The 17,672-nt window shown below is 63.4% G+C and carries 9 protein-coding genes; 1 reads left to right on the top strand and 8 read right to left on the bottom strand.

What is annotated here, in order from left to right; translation table 11 throughout:
* Positions 1-7: 7 nt before the first annotated feature.
* Positions 8-415: a hypothetical protein gene (locus tag BMZ21_RS30670; protein ID WP_208862380.1), complete on the bottom strand. Its 408-nt coding sequence runs from the start codon at positions 413-415 to the stop codon at positions 8-10.
* On the opposite strand from BMZ21_RS30670, the gene treY reads away from it, so the two are divergent.
* Entirely contained in the window at positions 386-2,944 is a 2,559-nt protein-coding gene (gene treY, locus BMZ21_RS26240; protein ID WP_244544036.1) for a malto-oligosyltrehalose synthase, read from the top strand. The two genes, BMZ21_RS30670 and treY, sit on opposite strands and share 30 nt — an antisense overlap.
* 5 nt (positions 2,945-2,949) lie before the next feature.
* Here the strand turns inward: treY and treZ are convergent, their stop codons facing one another.
* The 7 genes from treZ to BMZ21_RS26205 all read right to left on the bottom strand — a co-directional run.
* Positions 2,950-4,707 (bottom strand): malto-oligosyltrehalose trehalohydrolase, encoded by a 1,758-nt coding sequence (treZ, locus tag BMZ21_RS26235; protein WP_091841818.1) that lies wholly within the window; start codon positions 4,705-4,707, stop codon positions 2,950-2,952.
* A gap of 31 nt (positions 4,708-4,738) precedes the next feature.
* Entirely contained in the window at positions 4,739-6,934 is a 2,196-nt protein-coding gene (gene glgB, locus BMZ21_RS26230; protein ID WP_208862379.1) for a 1,4-alpha-glucan branching protein GlgB, read from the bottom strand.
* On the bottom strand, positions 6,927-10,190 hold the full coding sequence (treS, locus tag BMZ21_RS26225) for a maltose alpha-D-glucosyltransferase (protein ID WP_208862382.1): 3,264 nt from the start codon (positions 10,188-10,190) through the stop codon (positions 6,927-6,929). Before treS ends, glgB begins: the two co-directional genes overlap by 8 nt.
* 14 nt (positions 10,191-10,204) lie before the next feature.
* Positions 10,205-13,414 (bottom strand): alpha-1,4-glucan--maltose-1-phosphate maltosyltransferase, encoded by a 3,210-nt coding sequence (locus tag BMZ21_RS26220; RefSeq protein WP_091841810.1) that lies wholly within the window; start codon positions 13,412-13,414, stop codon positions 10,205-10,207.
* A 930-nt stretch (positions 13,415-14,344) separates the two neighbouring features.
* The gene (locus BMZ21_RS30090) at positions 14,345-14,971 is read right to left on the bottom strand and encodes a hypothetical protein (RefSeq protein ID WP_143079811.1); all 627 of its coding nucleotides are present in this window, start codon (positions 14,969-14,971) and stop codon (positions 14,345-14,347) included.
* Between the two features lie 604 nt (positions 14,972-15,575).
* Positions 15,576-17,192 carry a GMC family oxidoreductase gene (locus tag BMZ21_RS26210; protein ID WP_091841806.1) on the bottom strand — a complete coding sequence of 539 codons (1,617 nt, stop codon included), beginning with the start codon at positions 17,190-17,192 and terminating at the stop codon, positions 15,576-15,578.
* 60 nt (positions 17,193-17,252) lie between these two features.
* The coding region (locus BMZ21_RS26205) for an alpha/beta fold hydrolase (protein WP_143079731.1) at positions 17,253-17,672 on the bottom strand (420 nt) is incomplete at its 5' end.

Raw genomic sequence — 17,672 nt, 5'->3', positions numbered from 1 at the left:
GATGCGATTAGACTTCGATGGCAGCCCGTCCGCTCCACTCTGCCTTTACCTGTGCGGAAGGCCAGTCTGTGATGCAGCGATAGTGCTCGATGGCGTCCTGCAAAGCGTCATATTCGAGCTCTTCGACAACACCTCTCTCGACTGCGGCCAGGGCTGCGATCCGCATCTCAACCCGCTGCATGTCGAGGGGCGACCTGATCGGCGCAATATCCATCGGAGCACCTCCGATGCGCGAACGCGGCCATGCGCATGCGGTTCCGCCCGCCGCCGCTGATTTTTTGACCGCTGCGGAAGCGGCCGAACCGCCGCTGATCTCGAACGTTGACGAGGCGCGGGCATCGACGCCGCTCGAGCCGGGAGAATCACCTTGCACCAACTCAACGCGGTGGTCTCGACCTACCGCCTCCAGTTTCACCGCGACTTTCCGTTTTCGAAGGCTTGCGATCTTGCCGGCTATCTGCGGCAGCTCGGCATCAGCCATGTCTATTCGTCGCCCATTCTTGCGGCGCGTTCCGGTTCGCTGCACGGCTACGACGTCATTAGCTACGACGAGATCAATCCCGAGCTTGGCGGCGCCAAGGGTTTTCGCGCGATGGCCGAGGCGTTCCGCTGCGAAGGCATCGGCATAATCCTCGATATCGTGCCGAACCATGTGGCGGTGGGCGGCGATGATAATGCCATGTGGCTGGACCTGCTCAAGCGGGGGCGAGGCAGCGTCTTTGCGACCTGGTTTGACGTCGATTTCGATGAGGGCGATCCGGTCCTCGCCGGGCGGATCCATCTGCCGTTCCTTGGCGAGCCCTTTGGCGATGCACTCGATCAGGGCAAGATCGCGCTGGTCGACGACCCGTCCCGGCAGGGCTTTGCCTTGCGTTATAGCGAGCATCTGTTTCCGGTACGCGAGGAAGACGATGCCGAAATCCGGGCGGCCGGAGGCGCCGAAGCCGAGTGGGACGGTGAAAGTCTCCGTGCCCTGATCGAGCGCCAGCATTACCATCTCGACTACTGGCGCAACGCCTCCGACCGACTGAACTGGCGTCGCTTCTTCGAGGTCACACAGCTTGCTGGTATCCGCATCGAAGAACCGGACGCGTTCGAGGCGGCTCATCGCCTCGCTTTCGCATTCTACGAAGAAGGGTTGATCGACGGCCTTCGGATCGACCATGTCGACGGGCTGTCCGATCCTGCGGGCTATTGCGCGAAACTGCGCGCGCGGCTGGAAACCTTGTCGCCACGGCGTCCGAGCTGGGCGACGCCAGGCCCTGCCTGGCTAATCGTCGAGAAGATCCTGGCGCCCGGCGAGCATCTCCCCGCCGATTGGGGCGTTGACGGCACCACCGGCTATGATTTCATGGACCAGGTCGCGGCCCTGCTCCATGACGGCCGCGCCGAACCGGCCCTGGCTTCGCTCTGGTCCGAGGTCAGCGGCCGGCCGGCCGCCTTCTCCGACGAGGAGCAGAGTGCCCGGCGCGAGGTCCTCGAACACGGCTTCGAGGGGCAGCTTGAATATGTCGTCGACAGGCTCATGGCGCTGGCGGCGGCCGCGGGCCGCGACGTCGACATTCCGCGCGGCGCCATGCGGCGGGCGACGGCGGCGCTGGTCTGCAACATGCACAGTTACCGCACCTATCTGATCGGCGCGGATGGGATCGAAGATCCCGGGCCGTTCTTCCAGGACGCGCTCGAAACGACGCGGGCGCAGCCGCAGGCGGAACATCTCGCCCTCGACTTCATCGGCGCGGCGATGACCGGCCGCGAGTCCGAGCTTCCGGCCGACCTTCGCGCTGCGGCCGTGCAACGTTTCAACCAGTTGACCTCGCCATTGGCTGCACGCAGCGTCGAGGATACCGCCTTCTATCGGTATGGGCGCCTGCTCTCGCGCAACGACGTCGGCTTCGACGCGGCGCGGCTGGCGCTGTCTGTCACGGAATTCCACGACCTGATGCGGGAGCGGGTCACGGCCCAGCCGCGCTCAATGCTTGCCCTCGCCACCCACGACCACAAGCGCGGCGCCGATGTCCGCGCGCGCCTCGCCGTGATCAGCGAGGATGCGCAGCGCTGGCGAGAAACGGTGGAGGGCTGGTTCGCCCTCAACGATGCCATCCGCCCGGCTGAGCTCGATCGGGGCGATGAATACCAGCTCTACCAGATGCTCGTTGGCAGCTGGCCACTTGATGGATCCGCCGTGGCCGGCGAATTCGCGGATCGGCTCAGCGCTTGGTGGCGCAAGGCCTTGCGCGAAGCAAAGCTGAAGACCGGATGGCTCTCTCCCAACGAGAGTTATGAGCAGGTTGCGGAGCTATTCCTGCGTGGGGCGCTCGATCCCTCGCGCAGCGCGACGTTCCTTCGTTCGATCGAGGATCATGTCGGCACTATCGCGCCGGCCGCTGCGCTCAACGGCATCGTGCAGTTGATCCTGCAATGCACGGCGCCGGGCGTGCCCGATACCTATCAGGGCACCGAGTTCTGGGATCTGAGCATGGTCGACCCGGACAATCGCCGGCCGGTCGACTTTGCGGCGCGCATACAGGCGCTGGCATCCGAAGCTGACGAGAGCATGCTCCGCCATCGCTGGCGCGACGGCCGGCTCAAGCAGCAGGTGCTGCATCGGCTCCTCCAGGCGAGGCGTGCGAAGCCGGATCTCTTTATCGGGGCGCCTTATCGTCCGCTCTCGGTCACGGGCACGCGACAGAATGATGTCGTCGCCTTCGTGCGCGAGACGCAGTCTGCCGCTCTTCTCGTCGTTATCCCGCTCCGATGCGCCTCGATGATCTCGCCCGCGCTGACGCTTCCGTCTGCGTGGTGGCAGGACACGATGATCGAACTGCCGGCGGTCGGCGGCGAATGGACGCCGCTCATCGGCGGCTCAGTATCCGGTCATGCCTTGGCGCCAGGGGAGGCCGGCGGTGATTTGCCCTGCCGCGTCGCGATCGCCGAACGATAGCGTCGTCAGTCGGACAGAAGAGCCAGGAACGACGGACCCTCGAGTTGCACCGCATCGGCTTCGAGGACGGCAGTGCCAAGCGAGAAGATCGCTCGGCCGGCGGACGATGGTGCTTTGACAGCCTCCTCGCCGAAATTCGCGAACAGAACGAGCGAGCACCTGCCCAGGCGCCAGATCGCCTTAAGCGCCTGCGCGCCCAGCGGCTCGGCGCCCGTGCTGCGGCAATTGTCGAGATCGGGTACAATCAGGCGGCGCCGGACTCCGATCAGTTCGCGATAAAGTGCGAGCCAATCATACGCATCGTCGCCCGGCTGCGGTCGCGAGGCTTCAAAGGTGTCGGCTGCGTTCGGATCGAGCGCAAGCGGGTCGCCGCCATGGTCCTCATGCGCGAATTCGCGCTTGCGCCCTTCGCGGACCGCCTGGGCCAACTCTTCGTTGTGGTCGGTGAAGTAATAGAAAGGCGTGCGGCTGCCGTGCTCCTCGCCCATGAACAGCATCGGTATCTGCGGATTGAGCAGCAGCAGCGCTGCTGCGACCTTGACCTTGGCAGGCTCCGCCAGAGCGAGCAGTCGCTCGCCGAAAAGTCGGTTCCCGATCTGGTCGTGGTTCTGCAGGCAATTGACGAAGCGGCTCGGCGCGAGATGGCCGCTCGGCTTCCCGCGCGGCCGCCCCCGGCTCGGCGTCACCTCGCCCTGGAAGGCAAAGCCGCTCTCGAGGATCCGGGCGAGATGGCGCAAAGGCGCCGGCGCGAAGCTCGCATAATAGGTTCGCGTCTCGCCGGTCAGCAGGACATGGACGGCGTGATGAAAATCGTCGTTCCATTGCGCGTCATAGGCGCCGAGTAGATCGGCGTCATTGTCCTCGTTCTCGACGACGAGATGAATATGCCGCTCGCGCGGCAGTGCCGCGCGAATGTCCTGCTCGAGCTCGAGCAGGAACTCGGCGGAGGGAATGGCGTGGACCGCATCAAACCTCAGCCCGTCGAAGCGGAACTCGTCGAGCCATTGAACCGCGCAAGCCCGATAGAAGGCGCGAACCTCGGGCCGATCGAAGTCGATGCCAGCCCCCCAGGGCGTCTGGCTTCCGGCTTTGAAGAACTCCGGCGAATGGGTGTGCAGATAGCAGCCATCAGGACCGAAATGGTTGAACACAACATCGAGAAAAACGCTGAGGCCGAGCTCATGAGCCCGGTCGATCAGGCTTTTGAGCTCTGCCGCGCTGCCGTAGGCCGCAGCGGGCGCGAATTGCAGCACGCCGTCATAGCCCCAGTTCCGGCTGCCGGGAAAATCGGCGATCGGCATCAGTTCGATCGCCGTGATGCCCAATTCCGCCAGCCGCGGCAGTTCGCGCTCGACCCCGACGAAGCCGCCGAGCAGGCCGACATGCAGCTCGTAGAGGATCGTCTCCCGCCAGGGCCGGCCGCGCCAGTCGGGGCAGCGCCAGACATGATCGTCCGGCGAGACCAACACGCTTTCGCCATGGACGCCGCCCTCCTGCCGGCGCGAGGCCGGATCAGGTATGGCGGTGCCGTCAGGCAGCAGATAGCGATAGCGCGTTCCGAAGGGGAGATCTGCGCGGTATTCATGCCAGCCATTGGCGAGCGGAGCCATTGCCACCCCGGCAGATCCATCGATCTCGATTGAGAGTTTTGCGATGGCCGGCGCCCAGATCCGGAAAACGGTTTCGTTCTTCTCTCGCCACGCCCCGAAGCGAGGTATCGCGCTTGGGGATGCGGCAGCGATGTCACGACTGGCATCGAGCATGGCTAGCCTCTCGTTTCATGGGCGCACCGGCTCAGGTCTCGGCGACGAAGACCAGCGTCGCGAGCGGCGGCAATACGAGATCGACGCTGGCTGGATAGCCGTGACTGGCTGCATCGATCGCCCGGACACCGCCGCCATTCCCCACTCCGGAGCCGCCGTAGAAGGCCGAGTCGCTGTTGAGCGCCTCGCGCCATGTGCCCGCCCCCGGCACGCCCAGTCGGTAGCCCGATCGCGGCACAGGTGTCAGGTTCGCCACCACGAGCACCGTCGGAGAGCCAGGCTTCTGGCGGACAAAAGCGAAGACACTGTTGTCGCGATCGTCCTGCACCACCCATCGGAAGCCATTCGGGTCGGAGTCGGTGGCGTGCAGCGCCGCATGCTCGCGGTAAATGCGGTTGAGATCCCTGATCAGGCGCTGCATGCCCGCATGGCCGGGATCCTGGAGCAGGTCCCAATCGATTTCGCCGTCGTGGTCCCACTCGCGCTCCTGGGCGATCTCGCCACCCATGAACAGCAGCTTCTTGCCCGGGTGTGTCCACATGAACGAGAAGTAGGCGCGCAGCCCGGCCAGCTTGGTCCAGCGGTCGCCTGGCATCTTGCCGAGCAGCGAGCCTTTGCCGTGCACCACCTCGTCGTGCGAAAGCGGCAGGACGAAGTGCTCGGCGAAGGCATACACCAGGCCGAAGGTCATCTCATGATGATGGTGCCTGCGATGGATCGGATCGCGTGCCTGATAGTGCAGCGTATCGTGCATCCAGCCCATGTTCCACTTGTAGTGGAAGCCGAGGCCGCCCTCGCCGGTCGGACGCGTGACACCGGGCCAGGCCGTCGATTCCTCAGCGATCATGATGGCGCCGGGATGCCGCTCCACCACCACCTCATTGAGATGGCGCAGGAAGTCGATGGCCTCGAGATTTTCGCGTCCGCCGTGGATGTTCGGCCGCCATTCGCCGGGATTGCGGCTGTAGTCGCGGTAGAGCATCGAGGCCACGGCATCGACCCGCAGGCCGTCGACATGAAAATGCTCGAGCCAGTGCAGCGCGCTGCCGATCAGGAAGCCTGCGACCTCGCGGCGACCGAAATTGTAGATCAGCGTGTTCCAGTCCTTGTGGAACCCCTCGCTGGGATCCTCGTGCTCGTAGAGCGCGGTTCCGTCGAAGCGCGCCAGGCCATGCGCGTCGGAAGGGAAATGCGCCGGCACCCAGTCGACGATCACGCCGATGCCCTCTTGGTGGCAGGCGTCGACGAAGATCGCGAAGTCCTCCGGATCGCCGAAACGCCGGGTCGGAGCGTAGAGGCCGAGCGGCTGATAGCCCCAAGACCCTGTGAACGGATGCTCTGCCACGGGCAAGAGCTCGATATGAGTGAAGCCCATCTCCTTGGCATAGGGAACCAGTCGAGCCGCCAGACCGCGCCAGTCTAGCGTCGTTCCGTCCGAAGCATGCGCCCATGAGCTAGCGTGTAACTCGTAGATCGAGATCGGGGACGTCGCCTTATGGCGGGCGGCGCGCGATCTCATCCATGCGTCATCGCGCCAGACATGGGAGGGTGGCCGCGGCACGACGGAAGCCGTGCCCGGCTGGCGCTCGGCCGTTCGCGCTACCGGGTCTGCCTTATGCGGCAAGACTTGGCCGTGTCGGTCGACGATCTCGTATTTGTAGAGTTCGCCGCTGCCGAGCCGCGGTATGAAAAGCTCCCAGATGCCGCTGCCGCCGCGCCGCCGCATGACATGGCGTCGCCCGTCCCAGCTGTTGAAACCGCCGATGACCGACACTCGGCTGGCATTGGGAGCCCAGACAGCGAAGCGCACGCCGGGCACGGCGTCCACCATCGCAAGATTGGAGCCGAGCACATCCGCGAGCCGCTGATGCCGGCCCTCGCCGATCAGATGGAGATCTAAATCTCCTAGCACAGGGGCGAAGGCATAAGGGTCCTCAGTGATTTGCTCGCCGCCCGGCCAGGAGATTGCGAGCAGGTAGGCGCCTTCCCCGATCGGACCCTCGAAGAGCCCGGGCGCATCGCGCCTGGCCAGTTCGATCCGCTCGCGCTGTTCGCCTTGCATCACCGCGACGGACTGGGCGCCGGGCGCGAACACGCGCACGAACCTTCCGTCAGGGCCCGGGTGCGGGCCGAGCACAGCGAAGGGATCACCAAATTGCCCGCGCGCCAGGGCTGCCGCGATCTCCGGATCCAGCGGCGGCATCCGCTCTAGTTTCCGATCACTCATTCGCAGCTTTCCCGCTCAGCAATCGATCGATGAGGTCGGTCAACCCCCGCAAGGGGACGCCGAGCCAGTCGGGCCGGTTGCTAACCTCGTAATTGATCTCGTAGGCGGCCTTCTCGACCATGAACAGATCGAGCAATGCTCTATCATCCTTGGACCCATCGCCGCGCCGTTCGGCGGTCGCCTCTGAATAGGCTTGCAACAGCGCCTGAGGCATTCTCTCCCTGAACGCGGCCGCAAGGGTGGCATATGCGCCGTCGTGGCTTGCCGCGGCAGGGCTGCGGCGTGCTGCCTCGAGCGCATAATCGAACGAGCGCAGAATGCCGGCGACATCGCGCCAGCCGCTGTCCTTGGCCCGGCGCTCCGCCAGCGGCTGCGAAGGCTCGCCCTCGAAATCGATGATCATGACGTCGCCGCTCGAAACCAGGGTCTGGCCGAGATGAAAGTCGCCGTGGATACGATGAAGCAGGCTTCCTCGCCCGGCCTTGCACAGCCGCTTCACCAGAGCGACCAAGGCATTCTGGCGCGACAGGACGCTGTCGGCCAGGACCCGTTCGTCCTCGCCGAACTGATGACGCTGCCGGCCGAGATTTTCGCAAGCCGTCAGGACGCGACCCTCGATCCGCTTCACCCAGCGCTCGACCTGTGCGTCGTCGGCCGAAACCGGTGCGAAAGCGTCGTCGTCGGTCGGCTGCGACAGAGCGACATGCATCTCGCCGAGGCGGCGCCCGAGGATAGCGGCAAAGCTCTCAAAGGTCGAAAGCAGGTCGGCGAGATCGGCCCCCTCGCGCGAGAGTTCGTCGAGAACCCGGCCCAAATAGGACGCCGCCCAATCCCAGGCATCACCCTCGCCCGGGATGAACGCCTGGACGACGCCTAGCACCTCCTCCTCGCCCTCCTCCGGCACGTGGACAATCTCGCCCAGCTGAGCCGGCGCGTTGGCAAAGCCGCGCTCGGTCAGCGCGCGCATCATCTCCGCCTCTGGATGGCGGCCAGGCGCGAGCCTCCGGAACAGTTTCAGCATCACCTTGTGATCGACGACGACGGAGGAGTTCGACTGTTCGGCCGAAAGCCACCGCACTGGATCCTCCGGCACGATCTCGATGGCGCCAAACGCCGCTGTCGGCTTGAATGACACCACTCCCGACGCACTCCTGACTTCCGCGCCCGCCTTGAGGAGGCGAAGCAGTTCGTGGATGAAGCCCGGCAATGCGAAGGCATCAGTGAGAAATCCGGTACGCCGACCGCGGCGCACGCGCGCAAGAGCGAGTTGCTGCTGCAGCGCTGTGGTGACCTCCTCATCCCAGCTGATGCCGAGCGGCAGAAGATAGCGCTCGCCGCCGCCGCCATGCGTCGCCTCGACCGCAACGAGCGCCATCTCCCGATTGGGGCCAATGCGCGCCGTCAGCGCCACGCGCGCGCTGTCGAGCTTCTGGTCCTTGGCCGCGAACCAGCGTCGCTTGGCGAGGTAGGGCGGCAGGATATTGGTCTCGAATTCGCGCCGGTGCTGCGGCGTGATCATCTCGTCAGGGCCGCCGCGCAGCACGAAGGTCGTGTAGTCGGGCATCGGCTCCGGCGCCTGCGCATGCCAAGACGGAGCCTGCGCACCTTCCACCAGGAGAAACCAGTAGAAGCTGTAGGGCGGCAGTGTCAGCAGATAGGTGAGCTGACCGATGGCAGGAAAGACCGAATTGCCGAGCATCTCGACGGGATGGCGGCCGGCAAACTCCGACAGGTCGAGCTCGAAAGCCTGCGCCGAGCGCGAGAGGTTCGAGACGCAAAGTATCGTTTCGCCGTCATGCTCTCGCAGATACGCGAAAGCCTTGCGATTCTTCGGATAGAGGAAGCGCAGCGTCCCGCGGCCGAAAGCCTTGTGTTCCTTGCGGACGGCCAGGATGCGCCTGGTCCAGTTCAGCAGGGAATGGCGATCGCGGGTCTGCGCCTCGACATTCACGGCGCTGAAGCCATAGAGCGGGTCCATGATCGGCGGCAGCACGAGGCTGGCGGGATCGGCCACCGAAAAGCCGCCATTGCGGTCCGGCGACCACTGCATCGGCGTGCGCACGCCGTCGCGATCGCCAAGGAAGATGTTGTCGCCCATGCCGAGCTCGTCGCCGTAATAGATCACTGGCGTACCCGGCATCGACAACAGTAGATTGGTCATCAGCTCGACCCGGCGCCTGTCGCGTTCGAGCAGCGGCGCCAGCCTTCGCCGGATTCCGAGATTGATGCGTGCGCGCCTGTCCGACGCGTAGAAGTTCCAGAGATAGTCGCGCTCCTTGTCCGTGACCATTTCGAGCGTCAACTCGTCATGGTTGCGCAGGAAGATCGCCCATTGGCAATTCTCCGGAATATCCGGTGTCTGCCGCATGATGTCGGTTATCGGAAAGCGATCATCCTGCGCGATCGCCATGTACATCCGCGGCATCAGCGGGAAATGGAACGCCATGTGGCATTCGTCGCCGGCGCCAAAATAGGCCTGGGTGTCTTCCGGCCACATATTGGCCTCGGCCAGCAGCATGCGGTTGGGAAAGGTGGCGTCGAGCTCGGCCCTGATCTTCCGCAAGATGTCGTGCGTCTCCGGCAGATTCTCGTTCGAAGTCCCGTCGCGCTCGATCAGGTAGGGGACTGCATCGAGACGAAGGCCGTCGACGCCGAGTTCGAGCCAGAACTTCATCACCCCCAGGACCGCTTTGAGAACGGCAGGGTTGTCGAAGTTGAGGTCTGGCTGATGCGAATAGAAGCGGTGCCAGAAATAGGCCTTCGCCACCGGATCCCAGGTCCAGTTCGAGCGCTCGGTGTCGAGGAAGATGATGCGCGTGCCGGAGTAGAGCTTGTCGTCGTCGGACCAGACATAAAAGTTCCGGTGCGCCGAGCCCGGCCTGGCCCGCCGCGCCCGCTGAAACCAGGGGTGCTGGTCCGAGGTGTGGTTGATGACGAGTTCGGTGATGACGCGCAGCCCCCGCTCATGGGCCGCGCGAATGAAACGCCTGACATCTGCGGCCGTGCCATAGTCGGGGTGGACGGCCTTGTACTCGGAGATGTCGTAACCGTCGTCGAGGCGGGGCGAAGGGTAGAACGGTAGCAGCCAGATGGCGGTTGCGCCGAGCTCGACGATGTAGTCCAGCTTGGCCATCAGCCCCGGAAAATCGCCGATACCGTCGCCGTTCGCGTCGAAGAACGACTTCACATGGAGCTGGTAGACCACCGCATCCTTGTACCATTGCGGATCGGCCGCGTCCGCCGCGACGGTCTGAATAAGGCTCGCATCCATCATTGAAACCTGCTCCCGGGCGTGATGCGCCAGATCGCAAAGGGCGTGTCCTGCGGATCGAGCCGGATCGTCTGCCATTTGCCATGCCAGTCGAAGCGGGCGCCGCGCATCAGGTTGTCAACGGCGACGGTGCCGTGATCCGGCAGTCCGAATTCCCAGAGCGGAACCTCGATCGAGGCGCCATGCACGCCGAACGGGTCGAGATTGATCGCGACTAGGATGATCTCGGATGCGCTGCCCACGCGCTTGCCGAAGTACAGAATGTTGTCGTCCGCCGCATTGTAGAAGGTCAGGCCGAGATGGCTTTGCAGCGCCGGATGGCTGCGCCGCAACTGGTTGAGCCGGGTAATCTCCGCGATGATGTTGCCCGGCGCCTGCCAATCCCGCGGCTTGATCTCGTATTTTTCACTGTCGAGATATTCCTCCTTGCCAGGGATCGCCGCGGCCTCGCAAAGCTCGAAGCCGGAATAGACCCCCCACAGGCCGGACAATGTCGCAGCCAGCGCCGCGCGGATCAGAAAGCCCGGCCGCCCTGAGCTCTGCAAAAAAGCCGGATTGATGTCGGGGGTGTTGACGAAGAAGTGCGGCCGAAACAGGTCCCGCACCGGCGCTTCGTTGAGCTGCGTCAGATATTCCGTCAGCTCAGCTTTGCTGTTGCGCCAGGTGAAGTAAGTATAAGACTGGGTGAAGCCGACTTTGCCGAGGCGATACATCACCTTGGGTCGTGTAAACGCTTCCGACAGGAAAATGACGCCCGGATCGCGTGAACGGATATCGGAGATCAGCCATTCCCAGAACGGGAATGGCTTGGTGTGCGGATTATCGACCCGGAAGATGCGAACGCCCTGATCGACCCAATGCTGGACAACGTCGCGCAGGGCCAGCCAGAGGCCGGGAATCGCGCCAGGCCCATAGAAGTCGACATTGACGATATCCTGATACTTCTTCGGCGGGTTCTCGGCATAACGCATCGAGCCATCCGGCCGCCATTGGAACCAGTCAGGATGCTCGCGGAGCCAGGGGTGGTCGGGCGAACATTGGATCGCGAAGTCAAGCGCTAGCTCGAGCCCGTGCTTTGCCGCCGCCTCGACCAGAGCGCGGAAATCCTCTGGCGTGCCGAGTTCCGGATGGATGGCGTCGTGGCCGCCTTCCGGCGAGCCGATGGCATAGGGGCTGCCGGGATCATCAGGCGCTGGTGTCAGCGTATTGTTTCGGCCCTTGCGATTGGTCGTGCCTATCGGGTGGATCGGCGGGAAATAGAGCACGTCGAAGCCCATCGCCTTGATCGCCGGGAGGCGGCCGATGACATTTCGAAACGTGCCATGGTGCGCGGGATCGTCGGTGATCGAGCGCGGAAAGAGTTCGTACCAGCTTGAAAACGAGGCGGCCTCGCGATCGGCATCGACCGGGTATATCTCGGAGCTGATGGTATGTTGCCGTGGATCGGCGCGCTCCATTGCGAGCCCGAGCTCGTCCGAGAGCAGGTTGGCGACCTGATCGCTGTCTGCTCCGACGAGCTGCTGCAGGTGCCGCTCGATGACCGGCCTGTCGGCAGCTGGTGCGGTTGCGGCAAATTTTTCGAGGATCAGCCGCCCTTCCCGGAGCTCCAGCGCGATCGGCACGCCGGCCGCGTGCTTCTTGCCAAGATCGCGCCGGAATGTGCCAAATTCGCTCCACCAGGCCATGATCGCAAAGACATGGCGGCCCGTCCGCAGCAGCGGAAATTCGCCGCGCCAGCGATCGTTGACCAGCAAGCGCATCGGCGCGCGCGACCATTCGCTCTCATCGACGGCGCGCCAGCGCAGCTCGGCCGCAAGCACGTCATGACCATCGCTGAAGATGTCGGCCTCGACCGCGACGACGTCACCAACCGTACGCTTGGCCGCAAAGCGGCCATTGTCGACCGCTGGTGTCACGGCCTCGATAGCCAACCTGTCGGCATGGAGACCCATCCACTCCTGCGGTGGCAGGACGGTCTCGTTCTGTACCGGCCGGGTCTTTGAGAGCGCGATTTGACTGCCCGTAGCCGAAGGCAAACGACGGTCGACATTCGTCCCCTGTGGCCTCGCCTCGACCTTTGCCGCCAGCCGATCCATATCGGGCTCGCACGCGTTGATCGGATCTCGATTGAGTAAAACGAGCCGAGCCGGGCGCTCATCCTCGACACGCACAATCGCAGCGAAATCGCTGCGGAGTTCCAGCCCTCGCATAGACCGGATGGCAGCGGCCGAATTTGTCGCGACAGCCCGGTTGAGCGCCCTGATCTGCTCTTGCAGTTCGTCCGTCCTGTGCGAGGAGGCTTCCTCAAAATCCTCTCGACGGGCTTCGATGAAGGGCGCTTCCATTTCGAATTCGAACCCCATCGGCATGAGCCACCCGTCGGCCAGCAGTGCAGCCGCACTCACCGCAAGGCTGTGCCGACGATCGAGATTGATGGCGGCCGGCTCGGTGATGCGTCCGCCGAACGGGTCCTCCGGAAAGCCGATCAATGGCGCGCTTCCCGCAAGATCGTTGTACTCTTGCATCAGCCAGTGTTCACCGCCCGTCCACCACGCCACAGACGAGGGCAGGTATTGGAAAGCCTTGCTAGCCTCGACCAGGTCTGGCCGCGGCCGCCCTGGCATCCACCCAAAGGCAGCAAAGGACCCCTGCGCGTCCTGCGCCGGCTGGAGGATGTCCTGCCAGAACTCGAGATCGAGCTCGGCCGCGTTATGGCAGCGGATACCGCTGATCCCTGCCCGCTGCCATCGCAGCAAGCGATCCTGCCAAAACAAAGTCAGTTCCCGGCGCACAGCTTCATCGACAAATCGGACGGTTTGCTCATGCTGGCGATGGATCGTGCGAGGATCGAGATTGGCCGCGGCGGCCTCGTGCCACCAGTCCTCGTGCTGTGCGACGAAGGGGCCCGTACCGTCAGCCCGATCAATGGCAACATCGATCCAGAGCTGCAGGCCGTGTGCCCGACATTGGCTGTTCAGCCTGTCAAGCACGCCGGACGCCGGCTGCCCGGCGATTGAATCAATGTCATGGGTCAGAAAAAGATCGTCCGATGCAGAGAAGGGCCACGCCAAAAGGATATGAGAAAACCCCAATCGCTGAGCGCGTAGGAGATGGCCATCCCAGGTCTCAGGTCCGCCACCGAGCGTCGGATGCAGATAATATATCCGCGGAGTTCCAGCTGAGCCGCTTTGCACATCATCCTCGATCATGCCACCTCAGAAGAACCGGCAGGTCCGAAGGGAGTTCCAAACGAAGACGTCTTGTTTCTGGCCTCGCATCGTCAGCTTGGGGCGCGGAACTACGCTGGCCGTGTTCCTTATCCCCGGTCGGGCAGCTGGCAGCCGCTCTAATCGCGAGCAGCAGCTTGCCATTGCCTTTGGCCGTCAGTTTCAAGGCCTGCTCGCGGATGAGGTCGTAGGCGTCGGCCGGCATCATCGTCGCCAAGGCCGAGATGTGCTCGACAACTCCTGCGGGCAAGGCAATCAGCCCATAGAGGCGAACGAAGGCGGTAACGCCGCTCCCACTCCGACGAAGTAGGATTGCAGAAGCTGACTTCCGGCGAAGCCTCCAGAGCGTGATGGCTGCGCGTGCTTGGGAATTTGGATCGGCACCGCTTTAGCGCCAGCATCTGTGGCGCGTTCTGCGCTCTGTAGTCCGAGTGGGAACCCATCCCATGATCGCGCGTATAAAGCGTCGCGAGGGAGGTCTGCATGAGCGTGCACCGAGATTTTGAATGTCAGTTCTGTGGCTCGCCTGCCGTCTCGCTGCCCAGCTCGTTGTACGCTTCGGCGACCGTGTGTTGCGGAGCGTGCCAAGCGCCGATCGGGACATGGGAAGAATACAAAACACACGTTTCGAATCGGGTCCTTCGGGCTGGCGCGATCGTGTGCGCCGATCCGATTGCCATTGGCGATACAACCAGGGAGCCGGGAACCAAACCGGTCGCGGGCTCCGGCCAGTAGGCGAACGGCTCAAGCCGCGTGCTCGCGTTCATCTTCCGAACGTTGAAACTGCGGGCCACCGGCGAGCAGTCGATGCAACGACGGCCCGTGGGCCCGATCTCAGACATCACCGCGGGGGTCACTCGTACCGGCGATTTGTGCTGAGTCCAGCGCCGCAGCCGCCTATCTTGAGATCGATCAATCGGCGGCGCCGCCCGCTTTCTTGATAGCCTGGGCGCAAACAGTTCGACCGGCATCTGTTAGCGAGAACAGCTTGTAATCGGTTGTACGCGCCCAGCCCTGACGCACCGCTGAGAGTAAATGAGGCATCGCAGCGATGCCCCAAGCCGAAGTTGCATCTACAAGGACGCGATCAAAACGGCTTCGACCCATACGTTCGGCCAGTTCAACAAGAACAATCAGATCGCGCTTGCGTGCGCTATCCTCTTCATCTTTCACCCTCTCCAGAGAGTGCTTGGAGGCATAAAGGAGATCTGGTTGAACGTCATGCAGCCCAGCACGTTCAAGCAGTCGGCTAAGCTGTTCAGAGTTATGATAGGGCCACTCCACTGGTAGGTACGCTCGGCCTGTATTGTGATCAAATCTAACCAACAGCTTAACCGCGCGGCCGTAAATATAGTCGACGCTGGCACAATTAGTGTGATATTGGACTGATTGTAATGCTTCTTCCTCCGAAAGCGCTCGCATGAATGGGGCTTCATAGCCTCGGCCAACGGGCAACGAGAGCCGGAACGCTTCGACCACCAGGCGCGCCAGCGGGATATCCGTTACGTCGATATAGCCGCGCCAATCATACTCGCTCATCTGCCTCCCCTCTTCGGCAGCAGGATAGATGATTGGACGTTGATGAAGCAATCCGCCGAGGATGCCGAGTGGCGATCGATCCGACAGCTCATTAGCAACCACAGAGCCCGCTTCTCGAATTAATCCGGCAGGTCTCAGCAGTCCAACTTATCAAAGGCAATATTCTTCAAGTCAGTTGCTCCCCGGCCAAGTTGAAAAGTCGATCGACGCAAAAGCCTCTTAGCATTACCCGGAACTTGGGGCACGGCAGGGTCTCCGAATGCATACACGCGCGACGGGCGAGGATGTTAAGCGAGGCCGTGTCGTCCTGGCGCAGGCGCATGCGGCCAGGGATGAGGCACACCCAGCGCTCGGGGAAAGTGGTTCTTCAATTCTTCGGGAAAAGCCCTCTACGACGGACCTGGCTGTCAGCGCAGACACGAATTTTACGCTTCGGCCGGACGATTTCACACGAAGTATTGCCACGGATCCTTTTTGACACAATCGGCGCATCGCGGCCGGTCCATCGAACGGAACTGCCCAGAGATGTGCCTCCCAAGCGCCATGCGGTGATGGCTGAAGCGCGGCCAGCGCGCTTCAGCATGGTTTGGTTAGGAAGTCCGGCCTACAGCTCGTACTGCCGCCGCAAGATGTCGGAAGCCCGCTCGCCGATAACGGCACAAGGGGCCATGGTGTTACCAGTCGTGACGCGCGGCAGCACTGAACCATCGGCGATCCGAAGGCCTGTTAACCCGTGAACCGCCAGCTTGGCGTCCACCACCGACATGTCATCTGACCCCATCTTAGCAGTGCCGCATTGATGCCAATACGTCACCGCTGCGTCCCGAATGAACGGGTCGTCGACTGCCTTGTCGTTTCCGGGGATGCGCTCGCCAATCACGAAAGGTTGGAAGGCATGGCTGCGACCGATTTCCCGGCTGAGCTTCACACATGCACGAGCCGCCTCCAGGTCCCGCGGATCCGACAGCATGTTGGCATCGACGATGGGCGTGACCCTGGGATCGGCAGACTTCAGTTGTATCTTTCCTCGGCTGAAAGGCCGAGCAAGTCCGGCGAACATCGTCCAGCCATGGGCCGGCACCCCCAGCGTTGCCGTGCGCTCACTTGGGACGGGAAATTCCACCTGGCAGAATAGGAGATCTGGTTCGGCGAGGTCGGGACGGCTTTTCCAATAGAGTTTCGCCTCACTGCCACTGTTGCGCGGAGCAATCGGCTCACGGTATTCCCAAGTGCATCCGAACGAGACGTGGTCCTGCAGATTGCGGCCGACACCGGGAAGATGTTGGACGACCGGTATGCCCAGCCGTTGCAGTTCGTCACGATCGCCCACGCCGGACAACATCAGCAGCTTGGGCGTGTTGATCGCGCCAGTCGAGATTACGACCTCTATGTTCGCCTTGATAGTCGAGATCGTGCCGGCCCGCTCGATCTCCACGCCGGAGGCACGACGCCCGTCGAACAGGACGCGGCGTACGATGGTTTCGGTGAGGATTGTCAGGTTCGGGCGATCGGCAATCGGCCGGACATATGCCCGGTAGAGGGAGTGCCGCTTGCCCTCGCGAACCAGCATGTCCGAGTAGGCGACGCCTCCCTCGCCCTCCATCATCGCGCCATTGGGGTGCTCGAAGCGAGGAATACCGAGGCCCTCCGCCGCATCGAGCAAGGCGCTGGCAATGGGGCTTGGATCCTTCGCGGGCTGAACCCAGACCGGCCCGGTGGTGCCCCGGTATTTCGGATCCGGCTTGCCCTGCCAGTTCTCAATCCGACGATAGATGTCGAGCACCGAGCGGTAGCTCCAGCCGGCGTCACCCGTCTCTGCCGCAAAGTGCTCCCAATCACTGCGGTGGCCGCGGGCCCAGACCATGACGTTCACGCTGGAGCCGCCGCCGAGGCCCTTGCCCATCGAAATCGAGAGAGCTCGGCCGTCGAGATGCGGGTTTGGCTCAGCCTGGAATCCCCAGTCACGCTTTGAGCCGAGATTGGTGGGCCACAGCGCGGGATTGAGGACAGAATCTGCCTCGTCATCCGGTCCGGCCTCGACTAGCAGAACGCTGCAGGCTGGGTTGTCGGCCAGGCGACGCGCGATTACCGATCCTGCCGAGCCGGCTCCGCAGATGACGAAGTCGTAGGTCGACTGGAGACGGGCGCGGCGTTCAGCCTGATTTTCGCGCGCGCGTCGTTCGGAGCCCGCAGCATCGCCGGGAGCGTCATTGTCAGTCATCGTTCGGTCCTTTTTGATTTCTTGGGGCTGCCCTGAGAGCAGCTGAAGGCGGCTGGCCGGTTACTTTGCGGCAGACGCCGCCTGCCGAGCGGCCTGGTCGATCACATCGGCCACGACCTTCGGCTGGGTCATGAAGAGTGCATGACTGGCCGAGACCTTCGTGACCTTGGCGCCGATGCGCTTGGCCATGTGGTCGAGCATCGCCTGGTCGAAGGCCTTGTCCTCGCTGGCGATCACAGCCCAGCTCGGCTTGGTCCGCCAGGCGGCGTTCTTCAGCTTGGTGCCGAAGGCGGACAGGTTGATGGGCACCTGCGAGTCCCGCATGAAGGCGACATCCGCATCGGAGACATCGTGAGCGAAGCCGGCCTTGAACTTGGCGCGGTCGACGAAGGCGAAGCCGTCCTGCGTCTTGTCGAGCACGAACTCGGTCGCCGGGGCGAAGCCTTCGTATTGCTGGGCCGTCGTCTCGCCGGCATCCGG

The organism is Allobosea lupini (assembly GCF_900109525.1).
GTDB classification, from domain to species: domain Bacteria; phylum Pseudomonadota; class Alphaproteobacteria; order Rhizobiales; family Beijerinckiaceae; genus Allobosea; species Allobosea lupini.
This window is presented reverse-complemented; position numbering and strand designations above follow the sequence as displayed.

What these genes read in the sequence shown, in the direction of transcription:
- treZ (WP_091841818.1), bottom strand. Translation starts at nt 4,707, where the DNA reads ATGCTCGATGCCAGTCGTGACATCGCTGCCGCATCCCCAAGCGCGATA.
- glgB (WP_208862379.1), bottom strand. Translation starts at nt 6,934, where the DNA reads ATGAGTGATCGGAAACTAGAGCGGATGCCGCCGCTGGATCCGGAGATC.
- BMZ21_RS26220 (WP_091841810.1), bottom strand. Translation starts at nt 13,414, where the DNA reads ATGATCGAGGATGATGTGCAAAGCGGCTCAGCTGGAACTCCGCGGATA.
- BMZ21_RS30090 (WP_143079811.1), bottom strand. Translation starts at nt 14,971, where the DNA reads ATGAGCGAGTATGATTGGCGCGGCTATATCGACGTAACGGATATCCCG.
- BMZ21_RS26210 (WP_091841806.1), bottom strand. Translation starts at nt 17,192, where the DNA reads ATGACTGACAATGACGCTCCCGGCGATGCTGCGGGCTCCGAACGACGC.